We start from the raw sequence: 20,894 nt of genomic DNA, 5'->3' as shown, positions 1-20,894 counted from the left end.
GTCCAGCAGGTGGCGCCCGAGTCGCGGATCGTCTACGTCGACAACGACCCCATCGTGCTGGTGCACGCCCGCGCCCTGCTCACCAGCACCCCGGAAGGCCGCACCGCCTACCTCGACGCCGACTTCACCGAGCCCGAGAGCATCCTGAAGTCCGAGCAGCTCACCACGACCTTCGACCTGCACCAGCCCGTCGCGGTCAGCCTGATCGCGATCGTGCACTTCATCCCGGACGACACGGTTGTGCACAGCGTCATCGACCAGCTCATGGACCCGCTGCCGGCGGGCAGCATGCTGGCGCTCTCCACCACCACGGCCGACTTCGCACCCGAGGAGGTGCACGCGGGCGTCGCCTCCTACCGGACCAGCGGAATCCCGTTGACCGCGCGGGACAAGGGGACCGTCGAGACTTTCTTCCGGGGCCTGGAACTCCTCGACCCCGGGATCACCCTCGTCCACCGCTGGCACCCCGACGCGGCGTCGGCCGCGCTGGACGACCGGCAGGTCTACATGTACGGCGGTGTCGCCCGCAAGCCGTAGGCCACCAGCCCGCGGGTACAGCTGGCAGGGGGAGGACCCTCCGGAGGAAGCTGGCGGGGACGGAGGAGGGGCGGTGGGCGAGACGAGCACGAGCGGCGGTGCGAGCACGAGCGGCGGCGAGACCGCGGTCATCACGGGTGCCGCCGGTGGCATCGGGGAGGCGGTCGCGCGCCGGCTGGCCGGCGCGGGCACACGCTGCGTCCTCGTCGACCGCAACCCCGCGGTCGCCGAGGTCGCCGCGTCCGTCGGTGGTGACGCGCTGGTGGGTGACCTCACCGACCCCGAACTCTCGCTGCGGATGGTCGCGGTGGCCGGCGACCGGCTCGACCTGCTGGTGCTCAACGCCGGCCACAACAGTGTCGACAAGGACCCGGCAACCCTGGACCTCGACCGTTACCAGGCGATCGTCGGGGTCAACCAGCACTCCGTGGTCTACGGACTGCGCGGCGCGCTGCCGGTGATGCGCCGCCACGGGGGTGGTTCGATCGTCGTCACCGCCTCGCACGCGGCGCTGCGGGNGGTGGAGCAGGACCCGATCTACACCATGACCAAGCACGCGGTGATCGGCCTGGTCCGGGCGCTGTCAGGCCCGCTGTCGCGGGAGGGGATCCGGCTCGGCGCGGTCTGCCCGGGCCTGGTCGAGACCCCGCTGACAGCCGGGGCACGCGAGCACTTCCGCTCCGCGGGCATTCCCATGCTGACTGCGGACGAGGTGGCCGCGGCGATCGTGGCGACGCTGCGGACCGGCGAGCCCGGCACGGAGCTGGTCCTCACCCCGGGGCGGCCGCCCACCCGCTACGTCCCGGCTCCGCTGGATCTCGGCTGATATGAAGATCGGGTTCATCGGCCTGGGCAGCATGGGTCTGCCGATGGCGCGGCGGATCCTGGCCACCGGGCATGAGCTCACCCTCTACGCCCGCCGGCCGGCGTCGCTGGAGCCGTTCGCCGGCGCGGAGGTCTTCGTCGCCGCGACCCCGGCCGCGCTGGGGGCGCGGGTCGAGGCCGTCGGCATCTGCGTGTTCGACGCCGCCGGGGTCGAGGAGGTCCTGTTCGGGCCGGACGGGCTCGCCGGCACCGCCGCCCCGGGCACCGTCGTGCTCGTGCACAGCACGGTGTCACCGGCGCAGATCCGGGCCATCGCCGAGCGGGCGGAGGGGTTCGGCCTGCGGGTCCTCGACGCCCCGGTGAGCGGGGGCGCGCCGCGTGCGCTGACCGGCGAGCTGACAGTCATGGTGGGCGGTGACCCCGGGGCCCTCGCCGACGTCTCGGATCTGCTGGCGGCGTTCGCCAACCATGTGGTGCACCTCGGCGGGATCGGCGCGGGATCGAACGCGAAACTCATCAACAACACGCTGCTCGCCGCGCAGATCGCGCTGGCGGACGAGGCGATGGCCGCGGGGCGCTCCCTCGGTGTCGACCCAGCCGGTCTCATGGAGGTGCTGTCGACGAGCAGCTCGTCCTGCGTGGCCTCCGGCGTGCGGCTGCGAGCCGGGTCGCTGGCCGCCGTCGCCGAGTCGCCGGCCGGGCCGACCCTCGCCAAGGACGTCACGCTGATGGCCGAGGCGCTCGGCTCGGCGCCCGGCCGCGAGCTTGTCGAAGTGGCCCGGCGGCTCGTCGCCGCGCTGAGCACCGGCGAGGGGTAGCGGGCGCCGCCGCGGACCACGGCCCCGGGGCCGCCGGCGCCGGTCACCCGGCAGGCGCGGACGCCGGCGCGTCCTGAGCCGCCGGCGCACCCTGAGCAGCCGGCCCATGCTGAGCTGGGGAGCGCGGCATGAGCGCGAGCACTCCGAGCCCGCTGACGACAGCCACCACCGCCGCGATCAGGTAGACGTCCCCGAGCGAGTCCGGCACCGCGGAGTGGATCGCGGCCAGCACGTCCGGAGAGAGGTCACCGCCGGCCTGCCCCTGCCCGACCGCGCCGGCCAGCGCGTCCGGGTCCGGGGCGTGCCCGCTCAGCCGGTCGCGGATGCCATCGTGGAACAGCACGCCGAACACCGCGATTCCGAGCGCGAACCCGAGCTGGCGGAACGTGTTCAGCGCACCCGCGGCCATCCCGCCGCGGTGTGGGGGCACCGCCGACATCACCGCCGTGCTCAGCGTGGGAATGGCCAGGCCGACACCGATCCCGACGATGACCAGGCCGACGATCAGGCTCGCCCCGTCCGAGCCGCCGTCCAACCGGCTCAGGGCCGCCGAGCCGGCGCCGACCAGGAGCAGTCCCACGCCGATGGTCAGCCGGGGTGACACCGCGTGCAGGAACCGCCCGCCCAGCCCGGCGACGACGAACGCGGCCAGCGCCATCGGCAGCAGCGTCAGGCCGGCCCGCACCGGGCTCTGCCCCAGTACCGCCTGCAGCCAGACCGAGGTGAAGGTGAGCACGGAGAACGCGGCCGCGGAGAGGCTCAGCCCGGCGACGAGCGCCGCGACGAAGCCACCGCGCCGGAACAGCCCGAGGTCGAGCAGTGGGTGGGCACCACGAGCCTCGACGGCGAGGAAGACGGCGAGGGCNGCGGCGCTCAGCCCGAGCAGCGACAGCGTGCCGGCGGCACCCCAACCGTGCTCCCCCGCTCTGATCAGGCCGTACACGAGCGCCGCGGCACTGACGGTGAACGTGACCGTCCCGGCCAGGTCGACCCGGGCACCGCTCGGCCGGCGGAACTCGGTGACGTAGGCCAGGGTGAGTGCCACGGCAACCACACTCAGCGGCAGATTGACCAGGAAGATCGCCCGCCAGCTGAGGTGCTCGGTCAGGAGGCCGCCGAGCACCGGCCCGACGGCCGCCGCCGCGCCGTTCACGGCACCCCAGGCCCCGAAGGCCACGCCGAGGTCCCGCCCGCGGTAGGTGCTGGCGATCAGCGCCATGGTCGTGGCGAACATCGCCGCGCCGCCGATTCCCTGGAGTCCCCGCGCGGCGACGAGCGCGCCGGCTCCGGGTGCGAGCCCGCAGGCGAGCGATGCCACGGCGAACAGGACCAGCCCGCCGAGACAGACCCGGCGCTGCCCCCACAGATCCGCGAGCGCACCGACACCGAGCAGCAGCGCCGCCAGCGCGAGCGCGTAGATGTCCATGACCCACTGCAGATCGGAGAACGAGGCGTCCAGGCTGACCGCGATGTCGGGCAGCGCCACGGTGACGATCGTTATGTCGACCAGCAGCATGAAGGTTCCGAGGCAGATCGCCACCAGCGGCAACCACTTCCGCATGTTCTCTCCGTCTTCGTCCGCGCCGCCCCGGGCGGGCCGGCCACTGCCTCACACTCGGGCAGCGCAGAGCACAGTCGACCCGCTGACAGGCGAATCCGGCGGATCTCGACATCGGCATAGGCTGTTCTGGTGGCATCCTTCGTCTTCGACGACCTTGACCGGCAGATCGTGCAGGCCCTGCAGATCGACGGACGGGTGCCGTTCAGCCGGCTGGGAGCGGTGCTGGGCGTCGCCGACCAGACGGTCGCGCGGCGCTACCGGCGGATGGTCACCGCGGGCGTGCTGCGGGTCTTCGCGCTCCCCAACGTCCACCGGTTCGGGCACGGGCACTGGATGATCCGGCTGCGCTGCGCCCCGGACGCCGCGCAGGCGGTCGCGGACGCGCTGGCCCAGCGGCCGGACACCTCCTGGGTGACCCTTCTCTCCGGTGGCACCGAGATCTCGTGCAACGTCCGCTCCTGGACGGCCGCGGAACACGACGCGCTGCTGCTGCGCAAGCTGCCACGCACGGCCCAGATCCAGTCGATCACCGCCCAGCAGGTGATCCACTTCTTCGCGGGCGGCATGGTCGGGCATCCCACCGGTCGCGCCTGGGTGCGCCTCGGCGCCCTCAGCGAGCAACAGGTCTCAGCGCTGGCATCCGGGTACGCACCCGCCGGGCAGCCGGAACCGATGGTGCCACCGGCCGACCCGCCATTCGCCGACCCGCCATCGGATGTGCTGGATGCCGAGGACCGCGAGCTGGTCACCGCCCTCGCTCAGGACGGCCGACGCTCGTACCCGGAGCTGGCGGCCCTGCTGCGCCGCTCGGAGTCCTCCGTGCGCCGCCGGCTGGAGGCCCTGCGCGCGCTGGGCGCGGTGTACTTCGATCTGGACGTCGCCCACGAGATCCTCGGGCCGCACGTCCTGGCCCGGATCTGGCTGTCCGTCGCGCCCGCCGACCTGGTCGCCGTCGGGACCGCGATGGCCAGCCATCCGGAGATCGTCTTCGCCGGCGCGACAACCGGGACCACGAACATCGTCGCGGCCGCCGCCTGCCGCGACGGCGCCGACCTGTTCCGCTACATCACGCAGCGGGTCGGTGCGCTGGCCGCCGTCCACGGCCTGGAAAGCGCCCCGGTGGTCCGCACCGTCAAGCACGAGATGATGATCGTCCCCCCGAGATGAGGCTGCTCCGGAACAGCCCCGGAACGGCCCCGGAACGGCCCCGGAACGGCGTGCCCGGAACCCGGCCTACCGGTCGGCGAGCGCGGAGACGATGCCNGCCAGGTCGGGCCCGCTGTTCGTGATCGCGAGGACGGGTGTGGTCACCCCGCGCTCGACGTACTGGCGCAGCCGGGCACGGCACTGCTCGGGGGTGCCGTGCACGATCAGGTCGTCCACGACCTCGTCGGGGATCGCGGCCAACGCGGCCTTCCGGTCGCCGGCCTCCCAGGCCTTCCACATCCCGGCCAGCGCCGCCTCCCGGCCCAGCCAGATCTGGTACTGCCGGTACACCGGAACCGTGAGATAGCCGGCGATCATCTGCCGCAGCGCCACCCGGGCCGCCGCCGGGTCACCGTCATGCACGTGGACGAAGATCCGGGCGACGACCTCGGCGTCGGGGCCGTGCTCGCGCACGTGCGGGATGACGGTGTCGCAGTCCTCGGGCGACAGCCAGTTGAGGATCACTCCGTCCGCCTCGCGGCCGGCGAGGGCCAGCATCCGCGGCCGCAGCGCGGCGACCATGATCTTCGGCGGGGCCGGCGGAGTGACTCCGAGCCGGAACCCGCGGACGGTGAAGGACGGGAACTCCGTGTCGATCTTCTCACCCGCGAAGGCCGCGCGCAGGAAACGCACCGTGTCCTGCACCCGCTGGTACGGCCGGGTGAACGGGATGGAGTTCCAGTTCGAGACGATCACGTTGGACGAGGTGCCCAGACCGAGGACGAACCGGCCGGGAGCCGCCGCGGCCAGCGTCGCCGCTGTCTGGGCCAACAGCGCCGGCCCCCGGGTGTAGACCGGGATGATCGCGCTGCCGAGGCGCAGCCGCGGCTCGGCAGCGGCGAGCGCCAGCGGGATGATCCCGTCACCCGCAGTGGCCTCGGACGACCAGACGTCGGTGTAACCGTCGTCCGCCAGCCGGGTACACAGCGCCCCCAGCTCCGGCAGCGGGGTGCCTGGAAGCGGGATCGTCATCCCCCAGCGGCGGGGCGTCTGCTCGTCTGTTGTCCGGATCACCCGCGAATTATCTCCGTGTCCGGCCGGACACGCTCGCCCCACGAGCCCGGCCGGCGCAAGCCGCGCACCGGATCGGCTGGTTCGACCGGGCCGCGCGCCTGCCGACTCCGGTCAGTCCCGTGCGGCCCGCAGCACGGCCAGCGCCTCGTCGGCGTGCTTGTTCATCGCGAACTCGGAGTCGATGCGGGCCAGGACGGTCCCGTCGGTGCCGATGACGAACGAGGCCCGCTTGTTCGGGCCGATTCGGCGGCGCACGCCGAACGCGGTCGCGATCGCGCGGTCGGTGTCGGCGATGAGCGGAAAGCCGAGCGTGTGCTTCGCACTGAACTCCGCCTGGCGTTCGACGGCGTCCGCGCTGATGCCCACAATGCTGGTGCCCAGCTCCGCGAACTCGGCCGCGAGGTCCCGGAAGTGGCAGCTCTCCTTCGTGCAACCGGGTGTCATCGCGGCCGGGTAGAAGAAGACTACGAGCGGCCCCTTCGCCAACAGGTCGGACAGCACCAGCCGGTTACCGGCCTCGTCCACTCCGGAAATGTCACCGATCCGGTCCCCTGCCTTCATGCCCGCTCCTCGCCATGCGCCGCGCCCGGCGGACCGGAAATCCCGGCATTCCGCCACCTGGAACATCCTCCCACCTCCCCCGCCGGCCCTCGGCGACGAGCGCCCCCGCCGCTGCGAGGGACGCCACCACCCACCACCGGAACATCTGGGGAAGAATCCTGGCAAGATTGCCTCGGCCATGCGGCAATGCGGCCACGGGACGACAACAGTCCGTCCCGCATGACCACCGCTCGGCGCCCTCGGGCGCCCGGGACGACGACCCCGGCAACGGCAACCGCTACGGTACGCACCGGACCGGACCCAGCCCGGTAACAGGACTCAGGCCAGCAGCAGCAGGAGGTGCGCGGATGAGTGTGCAGGAGCGCGTGGACGCTGCCCGCAACCGCGCGGCCATCCTGGCCGCGGCGGCGGAGTTGTTCGACCGCGACGGTGCCGAGATGGTGTCGATGAGCGACATCGCCGAGGCCGCCGGAGTCGGCAAAGGCACCGTCTTCCGGCGATTCGGCGACCGTACGGCGCTGATAGAAGCAGTTCTGCAGCCACGGGTCAATGCCCTGAGCCAGCAGGTCGAGCACGGCCCTCCCCCGCTGGGGCCCGGTGCCGCGCCGGCCGACGCCCTGCGCGTCTACCTCGACGCGCTGCTCGACTTCGTGGTGGCGAACCGCACCCTGATCCGGGCACTCGAGCACCGCGGGCCGAACGCCTACTACGCCAACGCGTCCAGCCGCTACTGGATCTCGGAGCTGACCCGGCGCATCGCCGCGGCCCGCCNCACCGAGGACGCCGACTACCTGGCACACGTTCTGTTCACGGCCCTGCGCGCCGACGTCGTCGACTACCTGATGACCTCCCGCGGGATGCCGCTGCAGCGCATCCGCGCGGGCCTGCACCGGCTCGCCGGCGGCTGAGACCGCCGGCACCGTCCGGGCGGTGCCATCGGTGCCAGATCTCGTCGGTGTCAGATCTCGTCGGTGACCGGCCCGGTGCCCGGTGCTCTGCCCGCCGCGGGGGCCGGAGCACCGGGGCGACCCATCGTCGCCGCCGCGTCGGCGTCGCGGACGCGGACCGCGACCGCGAGCCCCAGCACGGCCAGGGCCGCCGCGACGTAGAACCCCCACTGGAAGGCGCCACCGGCCGTGCTCGACCCGTTGTCGACGCCGGCGGGCCGGGCGAGGCTGACCGCGGTCGAGACCAGCGCGACGCCGAGGGCGGCCGCGAGCTGGCGCAGCGCGTTGAACAGCGCGGACGCCTGGGCGTTCTGCACGGGCGCGATCGTGGCGAAGGCCGCGGCCTGCGCCGGCATCATCACGAAGCCGGCGCCGAAACCGAAGACGAACAGCAGTGCCCGCAGGACCCACAGCGAGACGTTCACATCGACCAGACCCATCGCCACGCTGGCGGCGGCGATGACGACCAGACCACCCATCAGCTGCCGGCGCGGCCCGACCGTCGGATAGAGGCGGCCGGCGATCTGGGTCGCGACCAGCACTCCGACGGCCTCGGGGAAGACGACGAGACCGGACGTCGTCGCGCTGGCCCCTCGCACCGTCTGCATGAGCAGCGGGATCAGGAACAGCACGCCCATGAAGGCCATGAACATCACGCCCAGGGTCAGGCTGACACTGCGGAACAGGCCGTTGCCGAAGAGCCGCAGCACGAGCAGCGGGTGCGCGTGACGAAGCTCCCACCAGGCTGTCGCCCCGGTCGCGACGACGCCGACAGCCGCGGTGGCCAGCGTCGCGGTCGAGGTCCAGCCCTTGGTCGGCCCGACCGACAGCGCGTAGAGAAGCAGCGCGAACCCGCCGGCCGACAGCACGAAACCGACTGTGTCGAACGGGCCGGTCGACGACCGCCGGTGATCGGTCAGGAAGAGGGCCCCGAAGAGGAACGTGACGACCCCGATCGGCAGGTTGACCAGGAAGACCCAGTGCCAGGACGCCTGATCGGTGAGCACCCCGCCCAGCACCGGCCCGACCGCGGGCGCGATGACGGTGGGTACGACGAGGATCCGCGCGGCGCGCGCCCGCTCCGCCGGGGGGAACACATGGAAGAGCATCGCCATGCCGACCGGGGTGAGCAGCCCGCCGCCGATGCCCTGCAGGATCCGGAACAGCACGAGTTCGGTGACGCTGCCCGCGAGCCCGCACAGGCCCGAGGCGACCGTGAAGACGGCGAGCGCGACGAGGAAGACCCGGCGGGTGCCGAACCTGTCCGCCAGCCAGCCGGAGGCCGGGATCACCACCGCCAGGCTGACCAGGTAGCTGATCACGATCTCGTCGACCGAGTCGGCGGCGACGCCGAGATCGCGGCCGATGGACGGGAGCGCCACGTTCACGATCGTGGTGTCCATGATCGTGATGAACATCGTCGCGACGAAGAGTGCGGCGACGACGACCCGTTGGTCGGGTCCGGGGCGGCGCGTAACGCCCATCCGGGCTCCTTCCGGCCAGCCCGGCGACGGCATGGCACGGACGGCAGCGTTGATCGGCGGACCCGACGATGATCGAGCCCTCATAGTGAGGAAACCTCACTATGAGGGAGCCCTGGTTGGTCCGTCAAACCCGGATCCGCCGGCCGGGAACAGCGTCCCCCGGCTCCAGCCCGACCGCCCGGCCGCCCGGCCGCCCGGCCGACCGCCCGGCCGGGCGGTCATCGCAGGCCGCCCGGCCACTCAGTCCGCGCCGGCCCGCCACCTCGCCGCGGAGCGGATCAGGAGGTCCCGTTGGCGCACAGCCGTTCCTCCACGACCTGGAACGCAGAACCGGTGGGGTCGATCTGCACGAACGCGTTGCACTGGAGTGGAGTGGTGGCGTTGTTGCTGAGGTCGACGGGCTCGATCAGCCCACCCGCGTCGAAGTCGTGCACGTTGCGCAGCTCACTGATGAAGCCCTCCCTGGTCGGGCAGTCGCCGGCCAGTTCGAGTCCGGTCAGGAACATGTCGGCGTAGACGTACGCGTACATCGCGAACTGCTGTTCGGGCTGCGCGGTCTCCGGTGCGTACCGGGTCATCGCCGCACGGTAGCGGTCGATCGCCTCGCCGCCGCCCTCGAACGGATGGAAGTAGACCGGGAACGACACCCCGACGAGTTGCGGCCCCATGCTGCTGAGCGTGCCGCGGTCATAGCCGGACAGCGACACGCTGGCCACCAACGGAACGCCCGCGACCCGGACGGCCTGCGAGACCTGGGCGAAGTCGTCAAGAGTGGTGAAGCCGATGAGCGTGTCCGCCCGGCTCTCCGCGATCCGCCGCGCGATGCGGGCCGGGCTGTCACTCTTCGACTCGAAGGTGATGGTGTCCGTGGTGTCCAGCCCGACGCTGCGGAATGCCGCGCCATAACGCTNGGCGAACTCCTGGACATAGGTCGACGAACCAGTGGTCACGATGGCGACCTTGTGCCCGTTTCGTGACCGGAGGTAGCGGCCGATCGTTTCTGGTGACGCCTCGTAGAGGTTCGTGAACCAGTTCGGGTACTGGCCGTAGCCCGGCTGCGCGAGGCCGACGACCGGGATACCGGCCTGCTTCAGTTTCTCGGGCGTCTCACCGTTCGACGAGGTCACGGTGACAAGCCCGAAGACCCCGCTGTGCTGCACGAGATCCTCCGCCGCCCGCTCGTTCGCCGCGGCCGAGGTCTGGTCGTCCCGCCAGTCGTACACAATCGTGCGCCCGTTCACCCCGCCGGCCGCGTTGGCCAGCCCGATCCGGGCGTCCAGTCCGGCCCGGGCGGAGGAGAGCGCCTCACTGCCCGTGCCCGAGTTGGAGAACATGAAGCCGATCTTGACCTCATCGGCGGTGACACCCGGACTGTCACAGGAGGCATTCGCCTCCGCGCCCGCACCCGGGGTGGAACAACTGGTTACGGCAGCCAACATGATGGCGGCTGCCACGCCTAAGACTCCGGCGGCTCGGTGCCTGCGCATGAGATCCCCCTGTGAATACGGTTACGGCGCCAGGGCCGGCGCCGTCGGCTGCCCCGAGCCCCGTTTTCCGGGACCCCGATCGCTTTGGATCGCTCACACTTTCCGATGATCTACTCATGGCCGGCTGGCAGCCGCGAGCGTGGCAGGTTGTTGCCGCAGGATAGTAGTGGACCTTCCGGGCGGTCACACCCACACCCCTGACCAGGGCAGATATGTCGCTTTTCAACCCGAGTCGACATCTTGACCGCACTCCAAGAAGCGTGAGCGTTCAGATCGGCACGGAGACCGGTCAATCACCCTAAGAGACAGTCCGGACGCGGAACGACAAAGGAGGTACCGGGTCCGGGCGGCCTTCCGTCCCGGCCTTCCATCCCGGCCTTTCGCCCGCCGCGCGGGGGCTCCGTCAGGCCCACGCCCGCAGCGCCGGCCCCCCCGGGCGAGGCGGGCCGGGTGAGGTGTGACCAAGCACCCAGGGTTCGCACACGGACTTTCCACCGATGTGCGTGATACACATAGTTGTACGATACAGCTATCTGTTGGGGTGCATATGGTGTCCAACGAAGTCCGCGGCAGCTCCGGGCCGGCTCCCGGGAGGCGGCCCGGAGTCACGGAGGACCCGTCCCGAACCAACGTGATCGTCGCCGTCCTGGCCGCCAGCGGCGTCATCGTCGCGCTGATGCAGACGCTGATGGTTCCGCTGATCCCGGTGCTGCCCCGGCTGCTGAACAGCAGTGCGGGGGACGCCTCCTGGGCCATCACGGCCACCCTGCTGACCGGCGCGGTCGCCAACCCCGTCTTCGGGCGGCTGGGTGATCTCTTCGGCAAGCGACGCATGCTGCTCGTCTCGGCCTACATCCTCGCCGCCGGCTCCCTGACCTGTGCGTTGAGCAGTTCGCTGGTGCCGATCGTCATGGGCCGCGCCCTCCAGGGCCTNGGCCTGGCGATCATCCCGCTCGGCATCAGCATCATGCGCGACCTGCTCCCGGCGAAGCGGCTCATCCCGGCCATGGCCCTGATGAGCTCCTCACTCGGGATCGGCGGCGCGCTCGGCCTGCCCATCGCGGCGATCGTGGCGCAGAACTTCGACTGGCACGTGCTGTTCTGGGGATCGCTCGTGGCCTCCGGCCTGCTCGCCGTACTGATCACCTTCCTGATCCCGGAGTCCCGGACCCGCGGCGAGGGCACCTTCGACCTGCCCGGAGCCCTCGCCCTCTCCGGCGGGCTGGTCGCCCTGCTGCTCGCGGTCTCGAAGGGCACGACCTGGGGCTGGTTCAGCCCGACCACGCTCGGCCTGCTGGCCACCGCCGCCGTCCTCCTGCTGGTCTGGGGCCGGTGGGAGACCCGCGTCGCCGCCCCGCTCGTCGACCTGCGGACGTCGAGCCGGCGGCCGGTGCTGCTCACGAACATCGCGTCCACCGTGCTGGGCTTCGCGATGTACGCCATGTCGCTGATCACCCCGCAGCTCCTTCAGCTGCCGAAGGAGACCGGGCACGGCCTCGGCCAGTCGCTGGTCGCCACCGGGCTGTGGATGGCCCCCGGTGGCCTGGTGATGATGGCCGCGTCACCGTTGGCCGGCCGACTGATCACTGCCCGCGGGCCGCGGGTCTCCCTGGTGACCGGCGCAGGCATCATGACCGTCGGGTACCTCCTCGCGCAGGGCCTGATGACCAGCCCTTGGGGCCTCCTCGTGGTCTCCGCCGTGATCAGCCTGGGGGTCGGGCTCGCCTACGCGGCGATGCCCATGCTGATCATGACCTCGGTTCCGGCGTCCGAGGGCGCCGCCGCCAACGGCCTGAACACGCTGATGCGCTCGATCGGGACGTCCACCGCGAGCGCGGTGATCGGCGTGGTCCTGGCCAACATGACCGTCGCGTTCNGGTCGGGTGCCGTCCCCTCGCTCACCGGCATGCGGGTCGGCTTCCTGATCGGCGCCGCGGCCGCGCTCGCCGCCTGCCTCCTCGCCCTCGCCATTCCGAGGCGGTCGGCAATGGCCGCCGACAATGCCGACAACACGGACAATAACGAAAAGACCGACCATGCCGAAAAGGCGCGCAATGTCGTTCCCGGTCAGCGCGGCAAGACGGTCATGACCAGGCCCGAAGCGGGCGCCGCGACCTCCTGACGGCGGCGGCCTGGTCGCTGACCGCGCGAGATCCTCCCGAATATCTATGCCGACCACCGAATTCTGATAGAAGGTGTACAGATAGCCTGGATCGTCACGGGCCTCCGCGTCCGCGTCCGCGTCCGGCGCCAGCGCCAGCGCCCTGAGCACGTGATCACTGCGTGGGCCGGTGGATCCTTCGACAGGATGGCGGTAACCGCATGCAGTTGGCAGCGCCCCGCGGCACCACCCCGGACCCGCGCGCACACCGGCNGGCGGCATGACCAGGCAGCCGCTCGCCGGGCTGCGGGTGGTGGAGTGCGCGAGCTTCGTCGCCGGCCCGACCGGCGGCCTGACCCTCGCCCAGCTCGGCGCCGACGTGATCAGGATCGACCCGGTCGGCGGCGGCAGCGACTTCCAGCGCTGGCCGGTGGCGCCCACCGGTGAGAGCTACTACTGGACGTCCCTGAACAAGGGGAAGCGCTCCGTCGCGATCGACCTGCGCTCCGCCGAGGGCAAGGAACTCGTCACGGCGCTGGTCACCGCCCCCGGCCCGGAGCAGGGCATCCTCGTCGACAACGTCGTCGGCCGGCGCTGGATGGCCTACGACACGCTGGCCGCCCGCCGGGCCGACCTGGTCCACGTGCGCGTCCAGGGCTACCCCGACGGCCGGCCGGCCGTCGACTACACGGTCAACGCCGAGGTCGGCCTGCCGGGCATCACCGGCCGGGAGGAGGGCGGCGCGCCGGTCAACCACGTGCTGCCCGCCTGGGACTACATCACCGGCCTGAGCGTGTCGACCGCCGTGCTAGCCGCGCTGCGCGAGCGCGACCGCACCGGTACCGGCGCCTTCGTCGAGCTGGCCCTGTCGGACGTCGCGCTGGCCGGCGTGGCCAATCTGGGCTGGCTGTCCGAGGCGGCCGTCCGCGGCCGGGACCGGCCCCGCCACGGCAACCACGTGTACGGCAGCTTCGGCGTCGACTTCACCTGCAGCGACGGTGCCCGGGTCATGGTCGTCGCGCTCACCGAGGGCCAGTGGGCCGCGCTGTGCTCGGTGACCAAGACCGGCGAGGTCTTCTCGGCGCTGGAGACCGCGCTGGACGCCGACCTCACCCAGGAGGCCGACCGCTACCGGCTGCGCGAGACCATCGCGGCCGTGCTGCGCCCCTGGTTCGCCGGACGCGACTACACCCAGGTCGCGGGGGAGCTGGACGCGGCCCGGGTCCTGTGGGGCCGCTACCAGGGCATGGCGGACGTCGCCGCCGCCCACGCCGCGAACCCGGTGCCCCTGCTCGCGGATGTCGAACTGCCGGCCGCCGAGCCCTCCCGGGGAGCCGTCGGCGCCATCACCGCGCGCTCGCCGCTGCGGTGGGACGGCGAGTACGGTGCTCCCGGCGAGGCCCCGCGCCTCGGCCAGCACACCGCGGCCGTCCTCGCCGAGGTGCTCGGGCTGGGCGACGCCGAGATCGGGCGCCTGGTCGACAGCGGTGTGATCTCCCCGCCGTCGCCGGCCGGAGCCGAGGTGACGGGAGCGACCGGAGCGACAGGAGCGACAGGAGCGACAGGTTGACGATCGGGACGGTCGCCGAGGGCCCCTACTTCGACGAGCTGGCCGTCGGGCAGGCGTTCCGCTCCGCGCCGGGGGTGACGCTCACCCCCGGCCTGGTCGACGTCCACCGTTCGATCGTCGGCGGCCGGCTCGCGCTGGCGCTGGACGCGGCGCTGTGTGCCGAGGTGACCGGCGGCACCACGCTCGCCCCGCCGAACGTCGTCTGGGATGTCGCCATCGGCCAGTCCACCGTCGTCACCCACCACGTGAAGGCGAACCTGTTCTACCGGGGGCTGGTCTTCCGGCGGAACCCCGAGATCGGCGACACGCTGCGGACGTCCACCGAGGTCGTGGCGCTGCGGCAGAACAGCGTGCGGCCGGGCCGGCGGCCCACCGGACTCGCCGTGCTGCGGATCACCACCGTGGACCAGCGGGCACGTCCCGTGCTGGACTTCTGGCGGTGCGCGATGTTGCCGCTGCGTGACCCCGACCGGGCCACCGGGCACCGTGACGACGTCGACGAGGTCGGCATCCAGCCGGCCGCGGCCGACCTCGCCGCGGTCGTCGGCGGCTGGGACCTCACCCGGTTCGCCGCCGCGATCGAGGGCCCGCGCTTCGCCGAGCTGACGGCCGGGCAGAGCTGGCGGGTCGGCGGCGGCGACGTCGTGTCGAGCGCGCCGGAACTCGCCCGGCTCACCCTCAACATCGCGCAGGTGCACCACGACAGCGCGGCCGGCGGCGGGCGCCGCCTGGTGTACGGCGGGCACACGATCGGCCTGGCGTTCGCGCAGGTCACACGGGCATTGCCGACGCTGGTGACCGTCGCGGGCTGGCACGGGTGTGACCACGTCGGCCCGGTGTACGAGGGCGACACCCTGCGCAGCGAGGTCACCGTGGAGGAGCTGACGCCGCTCGCCGCCGGCGGCGGTCTCGTCAGCCTGCGCTCCCGGGTGCGCGCCGACGGCGAGCCCGCCCGCGAGGTCCTCGACTGGAGGTTCGTGGCCGTCCTTCCCTGATCGGGTCAACCGGGGCCCGGCCGACGGCCCCGCTGACGGACGTGGCCGGCTCCCGGTGATGCGGCGGGGAGCCGGCCACGCCTGTTCGCGGCGGGCGAGTTCGGGTAGTCGGGCTCGCACCGAGAGTGCGGATCCGCCGACTGTCTGCGCGGTACTGACGGTGTCAGCGAGCGGCACACCCACCCAGCGGTGGCGCTACGTGGCCGTGACGGCACCTTAGGCTGAACCCGTGGGGGTACCTGTTGATCCCGCACAGGACGGACGCTAGTTTCCCGAATGCAAGGTCCTTCGTATGGGGGGGAATGGTCGGAAATGCGTCTGCCTAATTAGGGTGATGCATTTCCGGGAGAAGAGGCGCACGTGAGGCCCATCCGTTCCTGGAAGAAGAAGATCCTGGCAGTGGCGATGACCGCGACCGCCGGCACGATGGGTGCCGGGATCGCCGCGAGTCCCGCTGTCGCGGCGACCTGTTCCGACGTCGACGTCGTTTTCGCCCGCGGCAGCGGCGAGCTCCCCGGGCTGGGGATCACCGGAACGCCGTTCGTCAACTCGCTGAAGCAGAATCTCAGCGGTAAGTCGGTGAGTTCCTACGCGGTGAACTACGCGGCGGACGTGGCCCAGCTCTCCGCTGGCGCCGGCGCCACCGACATGACCCGGCACGTCCGGTCGGTGGCCGCGTCCTGCCCGAACACGAAGTTCGTGCTCGGCGGGTACTCGCAGGGAGCCAGCGTCACCGACATCTCGATCGGGATCCCGACCCTCCTCGGCTCGGGCGAGACCATCCCGACGAACCTGGCCCCGCGGGTGGCCGCGGTCGTCGTGTTCGGCAATCCGCTGGCCCTCTACGGCCAGAAGATCACCACGGTGAGCCCGCTGTACGGCCCGAAGGCCAAGGAGTTCTGCAACCTCGGTGACCCGGTCTGCGCGGCCGGGTTCAACGTGTACGCGCACCTCACCTACGGGTTCGACGGCAGCACGACCAACGGCGCCACCTTCGCCGCCCAGAAGGTGCGTGCCCTGGGCTGACCGGCGGAGAACATTCCGCACTGAGGTCGGGGCCGGCCCCGGGCCGACCCGTCACGAATTCGCCCATGCTCCGCGGACGAATTCCTCGCCGACCCGTCGTCGAGACTCGGCTCCGGGCCACCGGCCCCGACCTTCCAGCACGTCGCTGATCCCACCCGGCATATTTCCGCATGCCCGCTGTTCTCGCTTACCCGCTGTTCCCGCTGTTCCCGCTATTCCCGCTATTCCTGCACGGCGCGCAGGCGTTCGGCCATCAGCAGCGGGGCGACGGTGAGGACCCCGGAGTCCACCGGCAGGGTCACGCCGGTCACCCAGCGCGCCTCGTCGGAGGCGAGGTACGAGACGGCCCAGCCGACGTCCCAGCCGGTGCCCGGCGTTCCGAGCAGGCCCGCCTCGTTCCGCAGCCGTGTGCGGAAATCGGCCCGCGGGTCCTGGCCGCCGACCGAGTTCACCATCGGCGTGGTGATGTGGCCGGGCGCGATCGCGTTCACCCGGATCCCCTGCTTGCCGTGCGAGTACGCCATGTCGACCGTCATCGCGAGGATCGCGCCCTTGGCCGCCGAGTAGGCGATGGTGCCGTCACCCCGCAGCGCGGAGATCGACGAGATGTTGACGATCGAACCGGCGCCCTGGGCGGCCATCACCGGCACCGCGTACTTGGAAGCCAGGAAGACCGTGCGCAGGTTCAGGTTGAGGCTGCGGTCCCAGGCCTCCTCGGAGGTGTCCACCACGGTGCCCAGTGACGCCATGCCGATGTTGTTGACGAGGATGTCCACCGTCCCGAAGGTGTCCACAGCCGCCGCGACCATCGCCTCGCAGTCGGCGGCCCGGGTGGCGTCCGCGGCGAACACCCTGGCCTTGCCGCCCTCGTCCTCGATCAGCCGTAACGTCTCCTCGGCCCGCTCCGGGTGCAGGTCGACGAGCAGGACGCTGGCGCCCTCCCGGGCCAGCACGATCGCGCTCGCCTTCCCGGTTCCCATGCCCGGCCCCGGTGTGGAGCCGGCCCCCGTGACGATGGCGACCTTTCCCTCGACCCGTCCAGTTCCGCGTGGCATCCGCCGTCTCCCTTGGTCATCGCCGCTGGTCGTTCCTGGTTGTGTCTGGTTGTGCCTGGCCGTCACCACTCACGGTCGCCGCCGGACGCCCGTCGCGGGGTCACCCCCGCCAGCGGGTCAGCAGGGCCGCGCCGGCCTCGTAGCCGCCGACGTTGGTCACCGCCGCCACCTCGGCGCCGGCCACCTGCCGGGCGCCGGCCTCCCCGCGCAGCTGGCGCACCGCCTCGGCGGTGTGCCCGAACGCCGCGTGCAGGCGCCCGCCGGAAAGCTGGCCGCCCCAGGTGTTGAGCGGCAGCTCGCCGTCGAGCGCGATCCGCTTGCCACCTTCGACGAAGGCGCCGCCCTCGCCGGTTCCGCAGAACCNCATCGCCTCCAGCCACCAGACCGCCTCGATCATGAAGCCGTCGTAGAGCTGGGCGACGTCCACATCGGCGGGGCGCAGGCTGGTCCGGTTCCACAGGGCCGCCGCGGTGGCGTACCCGACCCGGCTCAGGTCCTCCCACTGCTCCCACGACGGACGTCCGTCGACGACCCCGGCCATCGCCTCGATCGCGACGGGAGCCCGCAGGTCACCGGCGGTCTCCGCGGCGGAGACGACGATCGCGGTGGCCCCGTCGACGGGCACGTCGCAGTCGTAGAGGCAGATCGGCGTCGAGATCATGCGGGAGGCCAGGTAGTCGTCCACGGTGAGCGGGGTGCGGTAGACGGCGTCCGGGTTGAGCGCCGCGTGGGCGCGCTGGGTCACCGGGATCCAGGCGAGCTGCTCGCGGGTCACGCCGTAGTCGTGCATGTAGCGGGTGGCGTACGGGGCGACCTGGCAGACCGGGGAGAGCGCGCCGATCGGCAGCAGCCAGGCCAGCGGGCCCTCGGCGGCCGGGTGGATGGAGCCGTAGGCCGGCCGGCCGCCGGCGTTGCGCGCCGCGCTGCCCTCCTTCACCGTCCGCCAGATCACGACATGCCGGGCCTGCCCGGTGGCGACCGCCTGCGCGGGGCCGTAGAAGGGCAGGCTCATGCCCTCCACCTGGCCCTGCCGCCAGGACGTCGTGATCCGCAGCGCGTCCTGGATCTCGTACAGGTTGCCGTTGGCGTAGCCGGGCAGGTTCGCCTTGCCGCCGCCCGGGAACATGGCGAGCCCGTCGATGTCGTCCACGGTCAGGCCGGCGTCGGCGATCGCGGCGAGCACCGCGTCGAGGGTGAGCTGGAAGCCGGAGCGGTCGATCTGCCGCCCGACGGCGGACTGCCCGACCCCCGAGATGACGGCCCGCCGCTCGCTCGGGTCAGCGCCCGTCATGCCGCCCCCTCCGCCGCGGTGAAGCCGGGCGGGCCCGGCGGGCCGGGCGGGCTGGGCACGGCGACGAAGCTGGGCACGGCGAAACCGCCGGGGCCCGGCTCGAAGCCGATCTCGACCTCGGCGCCGATGGCGACGTCCTGCGGGGCGCAGCCGCGCAGCCGGCCGGCCACCCGTACCCCGGGATGCCCCGGGAACTCGACGAGGACGATCGCGTAGGGCACCTCGAGGCCGGGCAGCCAACGCTGGTGGTTGACCGTGAAGCTGTAGATCCGGCCCGGGCCGGTGATCTCCACGAACTCGACGGGGCGCCCGCGGCAGGCCCGGCAGATGCCGTAGGGCGGGAACGACTCGGCGGCGCAGGCCGGGCAGCGCTCGACGAGAAGCCGGCCCTCGCGGGCGGCCTCCCAGAACGGCTCGGTCTCCTCCGTCACGGCGGGCGGTATACCCACCGGGCCCGGTGCGCCCACAGCGGCGGTCATGCCGCTGGCCTGGGGGCTTCGGGCACCGGCCGAACTTCCCCTCGTACCACTAAAAAGTGTACGCTCACTCCGCTATTCTGCCACGCAAGCTCGGCTGTGCGCGCCGGCAATCCGCAACCGGCGGGCCGCGGAAGTCGGTTTCACGGCCCGTATCCACTCTGCCCCGCACCGGCGCCGGCAGACACCGGGCCGGGCCGGCCTCCCGCCGGCCGCGGTACGTGCTCGACCGGACGTCCGTTAGGAGCCCTCGGTGCCAGGCAACGACATCGTCTTCGGAGCGGCAGCCCTCCCCGAACCGGACCGGGCGTGGCTCGCCGCCGCCGAACGCCTCCCCATCGCCTCCGTCTGGCAGGGCGGCCACATCCTGCCCCGGACGGGCACCGGCGAGGCGATCACCCGGCTGGCGCTGATGACGGCCTGGACGGAACGGGTCCGGGTCGGGACCGCGATCCTGGTCGCCCCCTTCTACCAGCCGGTCGTGGCCGCCAAGCAGATCGCCGACCTGGACGCCCACAGCGGCGGGCGGCTCTCGATCGGCGTCGGTGTCGGCGGCGAGTTCCAGCACGAGTTCGACGCCATCGGCGTTCCCGTGGCCGAACGCGGCGCGCGCACCGACGAGACCCTGGAGATCTTCCGCGCGCTGTGGAGCGGGGAGCCGGTGAGCCATCACGGCAGGTTCTTCGACTTCGACGACGTCCACCTGCGGCCGGTGGCGCTGCGCGGCGCAGGCACCCCGCAGGGGCCCGGCGGGCCACAGCCCGGCGGGCCACCGCTGCTGATCTCCGGCCGCAAGGGCCCGGCCATGCGCCGGGCGGCCCGCCTCGGCGACGGCTGGATGCCCTACCTCATGTCCCCGGACGCCTACGCCCGGACGGTCCAGACCATCCGCGGCCACGCCGACTCCGCCGGCCGTGACCTCGACGGCGACGGCTTCGAGTGGATGCTCTACGTGTACTGCTCGATCCGCCACGACGGTGACCGGGCGCGCCGGGACGTCGACTCCTTCCTGGGTGGCGCCTACGGGAACAAGCCCGGCGGGATGCTCGAGCGCATCGCCCCGGCCGGCACTCCCGAGGACGTCACCGCCCGCTTCCAGGCTTACGTCGACGCCGGTGTGCGCCACTTCGTGATCTCTCCCGCCGCGCACGAGGACACCCTCGAAGTGATCAGGCTTGCCGCGGAGGAGGTGCTGCCGAGATTGGTGGCACCACCGACAGCACCACCGGCACCGGCCGACCCGGCGGCCCAGCTGGCCGCGCCGGCCGCCGCGAGCGCGTCATGACCGCCCCCGCGACGGAGCCCGGCAGGCCGGCGGGCGGCGTGTCGGCGAACGGCTCGTCGGCGACCGGCGGGCCGGCGGCCGTCAGGCCGGAGCGCGAGAAGGAGCGCCCGTGCGCGGGGCTCACGGTCGTCGAGGTGGCGGTCGGTACCAGCGACCTGGGCCTCGGCCTGGCCGGCGGCGCGCCCGGCATGATCTTCGCCGACCTCGGCGCGCGGGTCGTCCGGGTGGTCGGCACGACGACGTCCGAGATCGACCGGGGGGTTGCCTGGGGCCAGGTCTGGCACCGCGACAAGCAGCTGGTCACCACCGACGACGCCGCCCAGATCCGCGAGCTGCTGCGCGGCGCGGACGTCGCGTTCGTCTACGGCCCCGAGGAGCTCGTCGAGCGGCGCGGGCTCGGCCATCTCGACCTCACCGCCGAGCTGCCGGGCCTGGTGTATGTCCGCTGCCGGCCCAGTCGGACGTCCAGGGGCACCACCGAGGACTTCGGGCTGCTGGTGGAGGCGCGGGCCGGTTTCTGCACGCAGCTCGCCGGGCACCGGCCGGGCCCGATCTTCGTCGACGCGCAGGCGTCCGGCAGCGGCACCGCGTTCCTGCTCACCACGTCCGCACTGGCGCTGCTGCGCCGCCGGGCCGCGACCGGGCGGGGCGGCTN

At 72.3% G+C, this 20,894-nt stretch carries 16 protein-coding genes and 10 pseudogenes; 15 read left to right on the top strand and 11 right to left on the bottom strand.

The window, feature by feature from the left end; genetic code table 11:
• The 4 genes and pseudogenes from UG55_RS09010 to UG55_RS09000 form a co-directional block, all read left to right on the top strand.
• On the top strand, positions 1-537 hold a 537-nt coding region (locus UG55_RS09010; protein WP_242424030.1), incomplete at its 5' end, for an SAM-dependent methyltransferase.
• A gap of 73 nt (positions 538-610) precedes the next feature.
• Positions 611-1,055 (top strand): annotated as a pseudogene (locus UG55_RS34310) (SDR family oxidoreductase); the annotation flags it as partial.
• A 1-nt stretch (position 1,056) separates the two neighbouring features.
• Positions 1,057-1,363: SDR family oxidoreductase (locus tag UG55_RS34305; protein ID WP_242424029.1), on the top strand; the 307-nt coding region annotated here is incomplete at its 5' end.
• 1 nt (position 1,364) lies between these two features.
• Positions 1,365-2,180: an NAD(P)-dependent oxidoreductase gene (locus UG55_RS09000; RefSeq protein WP_066065628.1), complete on the top strand. Its 816-nt coding sequence runs from the start codon at positions 1,365-1,367 to the stop codon at positions 2,178-2,180.
• A gap of 43 nt (positions 2,181-2,223) precedes the next feature.
• Here UG55_RS09000 and UG55_RS34300 read toward each other — a convergent pair.
• Positions 2,224-3,045, bottom strand: a pseudogene (locus tag UG55_RS34300) (MFS transporter); the annotation flags it as partial.
• Between the two features lies 1 nt (position 3,046).
• Positions 3,047-3,741, bottom strand: a 695-nt coding sequence (locus UG55_RS34295) for an MFS transporter (protein WP_255360450.1), incomplete at its 3' end; no start/stop codon positions are given.
• Positions 3,742-3,870: 129 nt separating this feature from the next.
• Between UG55_RS34295 and UG55_RS08990 the strand changes: the two genes are divergently transcribed.
• Positions 3,871-4,908 (top strand): Lrp/AsnC family transcriptional regulator, encoded by a 1,038-nt coding sequence (locus UG55_RS08990; protein ID WP_199865085.1) that lies wholly within the window; start codon positions 3,871-3,873, stop codon positions 4,906-4,908.
• Between the two features lie 97 nt (positions 4,909-5,005).
• Here UG55_RS08990 and UG55_RS08985 read toward each other — a convergent pair.
• Positions 5,006-5,919: LLM class F420-dependent oxidoreductase (locus UG55_RS08985; protein WP_242424041.1), on the bottom strand; the 914-nt coding region annotated here is incomplete at its 3' end.
• Between the two features lie 153 nt (positions 5,920-6,072).
• Positions 6,073-6,522, bottom strand: a complete 450-nt coding sequence (locus UG55_RS08980; protein WP_066065617.1) for a peroxiredoxin — start codon at positions 6,520-6,522, stop codon at positions 6,073-6,075.
• A gap of 347 nt (positions 6,523-6,869) precedes the next feature.
• On the opposite strand from UG55_RS08980, the pseudogene UG55_RS08975 reads away from it, so the two are divergent.
• Positions 6,870-7,293, top strand: a pseudogene (locus UG55_RS08975) (TetR/AcrR family transcriptional regulator); the annotation flags it as partial.
• A 1-nt stretch (position 7,294) separates the two neighbouring features.
• A pseudogene (locus UG55_RS34290) lies at positions 7,295-7,430 on the top strand (TetR/AcrR family transcriptional regulator); the annotation flags it as partial.
• A 50-nt stretch (positions 7,431-7,480) separates the two neighbouring features.
• Here the strand turns inward: UG55_RS34290 and UG55_RS08970 are convergent.
• The 3 genes and pseudogenes from UG55_RS08970 to UG55_RS34280 all read right to left on the bottom strand — a co-directional run.
• The gene (locus UG55_RS08970) at positions 7,481-8,953 is read right to left on the bottom strand and encodes a DHA2 family efflux MFS transporter permease subunit (RefSeq protein WP_066065611.1); all 1,473 of its coding nucleotides are present in this window, start codon (positions 8,951-8,953) and stop codon (positions 7,481-7,483) included.
• 278 nt (positions 8,954-9,231) lie between these two features.
• Positions 9,232-9,863 (bottom strand): annotated as a pseudogene (locus tag UG55_RS34285) (ABC transporter substrate-binding protein); the annotation flags it as partial.
• A gap of 1 nt (position 9,864) precedes the next feature.
• Positions 9,865-10,392 (bottom strand): ABC transporter substrate-binding protein (locus UG55_RS34280; RefSeq protein WP_313954595.1); only part of this gene is annotated, 528 nt, incomplete at its 3' end.
• 595 nt (positions 10,393-10,987) lie between these two features.
• Between UG55_RS34280 and UG55_RS34275 the strand changes: the two are divergent.
• The 6 genes and pseudogenes from UG55_RS34275 to UG55_RS08945 form a co-directional block, all read left to right on the top strand.
• Positions 10,988-11,373, top strand: a pseudogene (locus tag UG55_RS34275) (MFS transporter); the annotation flags it as partial.
• Position 11,374: 1 nt separating this feature from the next.
• Positions 11,375-12,316: pseudogene (locus UG55_RS34270) on the top strand (MFS transporter); the annotation flags it as partial.
• Between the two features lies 1 nt (position 12,317).
• A pseudogene (locus tag UG55_RS46905) lies at positions 12,318-12,562 on the top strand (MFS transporter); the annotation flags it as partial.
• A 259-nt stretch (positions 12,563-12,821) separates the two neighbouring features.
• Positions 12,822-14,111 (top strand): CoA transferase, encoded by a 1,290-nt coding sequence (locus tag UG55_RS08955; protein ID WP_066065604.1) that lies wholly within the window; start codon positions 12,822-12,824, stop codon positions 14,109-14,111.
• Complete coding sequence (locus tag UG55_RS08950) at positions 14,108-15,106, top strand: MaoC family dehydratase (RefSeq protein WP_066065601.1); 999 nt, start codon at positions 14,108-14,110, stop codon at positions 15,104-15,106. Before UG55_RS08955 ends, UG55_RS08950 begins: the two co-directional genes overlap by 4 nt.
• A gap of 405 nt (positions 15,107-15,511) precedes the next feature.
• Complete coding sequence (locus tag UG55_RS08945) at positions 15,512-16,132, top strand: cutinase family protein (protein ID WP_066065679.1); 621 nt, start codon at positions 15,512-15,514, stop codon at positions 16,130-16,132.
• Positions 16,133-16,353: 221 nt separating this feature from the next.
• Here UG55_RS08945 and UG55_RS08940 read toward each other — a convergent pair whose 3' ends face one another.
• From UG55_RS08940 to UG55_RS08930, 4 genes and pseudogenes are all read right to left on the bottom strand, one after another.
• Complete coding sequence (locus tag UG55_RS08940; RefSeq protein WP_066065598.1) at positions 16,354-17,187, bottom strand: SDR family NAD(P)-dependent oxidoreductase; 834 nt, start codon at positions 17,185-17,187, stop codon at positions 16,354-16,356.
• A gap of 100 nt (positions 17,188-17,287) precedes the next feature.
• A pseudogene (locus UG55_RS34260) lies at positions 17,288-17,550 on the bottom strand (thiolase C-terminal domain-containing protein); the annotation flags it as partial.
• Between the two features lies 1 nt (position 17,551).
• A partial coding sequence (locus tag UG55_RS08935) for a thiolase family protein (protein ID WP_242424026.1) occupies positions 17,552-18,478 on the bottom strand: 927 nt, incomplete at its 3' end.
• A complete protein-coding gene (locus UG55_RS08930) occupies positions 18,475-18,909 on the bottom strand; it encodes a Zn-ribbon domain-containing OB-fold protein (RefSeq protein ID WP_066065676.1) in 435 nt (144 codons plus the stop codon). The genes UG55_RS08935 and UG55_RS08930, both read right to left, overlap by 4 nt.
• 298 nt (positions 18,910-19,207) lie before the next feature.
• Here UG55_RS08930 and UG55_RS08925 point away from each other — a divergent pair, with 298 nt between their 5' ends.
• Both UG55_RS08925 and UG55_RS34255 read left to right on the top strand, forming a co-directional pair.
• The gene (locus UG55_RS08925) at positions 19,208-20,239 is read left to right on the top strand and encodes an LLM class flavin-dependent oxidoreductase (RefSeq protein ID WP_066065591.1); all 1,032 of its coding nucleotides are present in this window, start codon (positions 19,208-19,210) and stop codon (positions 20,237-20,239) included.
• 134 nt (positions 20,240-20,373) lie between these two features.
• A pseudogene (locus UG55_RS34255) lies at positions 20,374-20,893 on the top strand (CoA transferase); the annotation flags it as partial.
• Position 20,894 lies beyond the last annotated feature (1 nt).

This window comes from Frankia sp. EI5c (assembly GCF_001636565.1).
In the GTDB taxonomy this organism is placed as follows: Bacteria; Actinomycetota; Actinomycetes; order Frankiales; family Frankiaceae; genus Parafrankia.
The sequence above is the reverse complement of the archived record's forward strand: the minus strand, read 5'-3'. Positions and strand labels throughout refer to the sequence as shown.

Bases quoted from the DNA above. Each gene is read 5' to 3' on its own strand.
- UG55_RS08940 (WP_066065598.1), bottom strand. From the start codon at position 17,187: ATGCCACGCGGAACTGGACGGGTCGAGGGAAAGGTCGCCATCGTCACG.
- UG55_RS08955 (WP_066065604.1), top strand. From the start codon at position 12,822: ATGACCAGGCAGCCGCTCGCCGGGCTGCGGGTGGTGGAGTGCGCGAGC.
- UG55_RS08945 (WP_066065679.1), top strand. From the start codon at position 15,512: ATGACCGCGACCGCCGGCACGATGGGTGCCGGGATCGCCGCGAGTCCC.
- UG55_RS08970 (WP_066065611.1), bottom strand. From the start codon at position 8,953: ATGGGCGTTACGCGCCGCCCCGGACCCGACCAACGGGTCGTCGTCGCC.
- UG55_RS08980 (WP_066065617.1), bottom strand. From the start codon at position 6,522: ATGAAGGCAGGGGACCGGATCGGTGACATTTCCGGAGTGGACGAGGCC.
- UG55_RS09000 (WP_066065628.1), top strand. From the start codon at position 1,365: ATGAAGATCGGGTTCATCGGCCTGGGCAGCATGGGTCTGCCGATGGCG.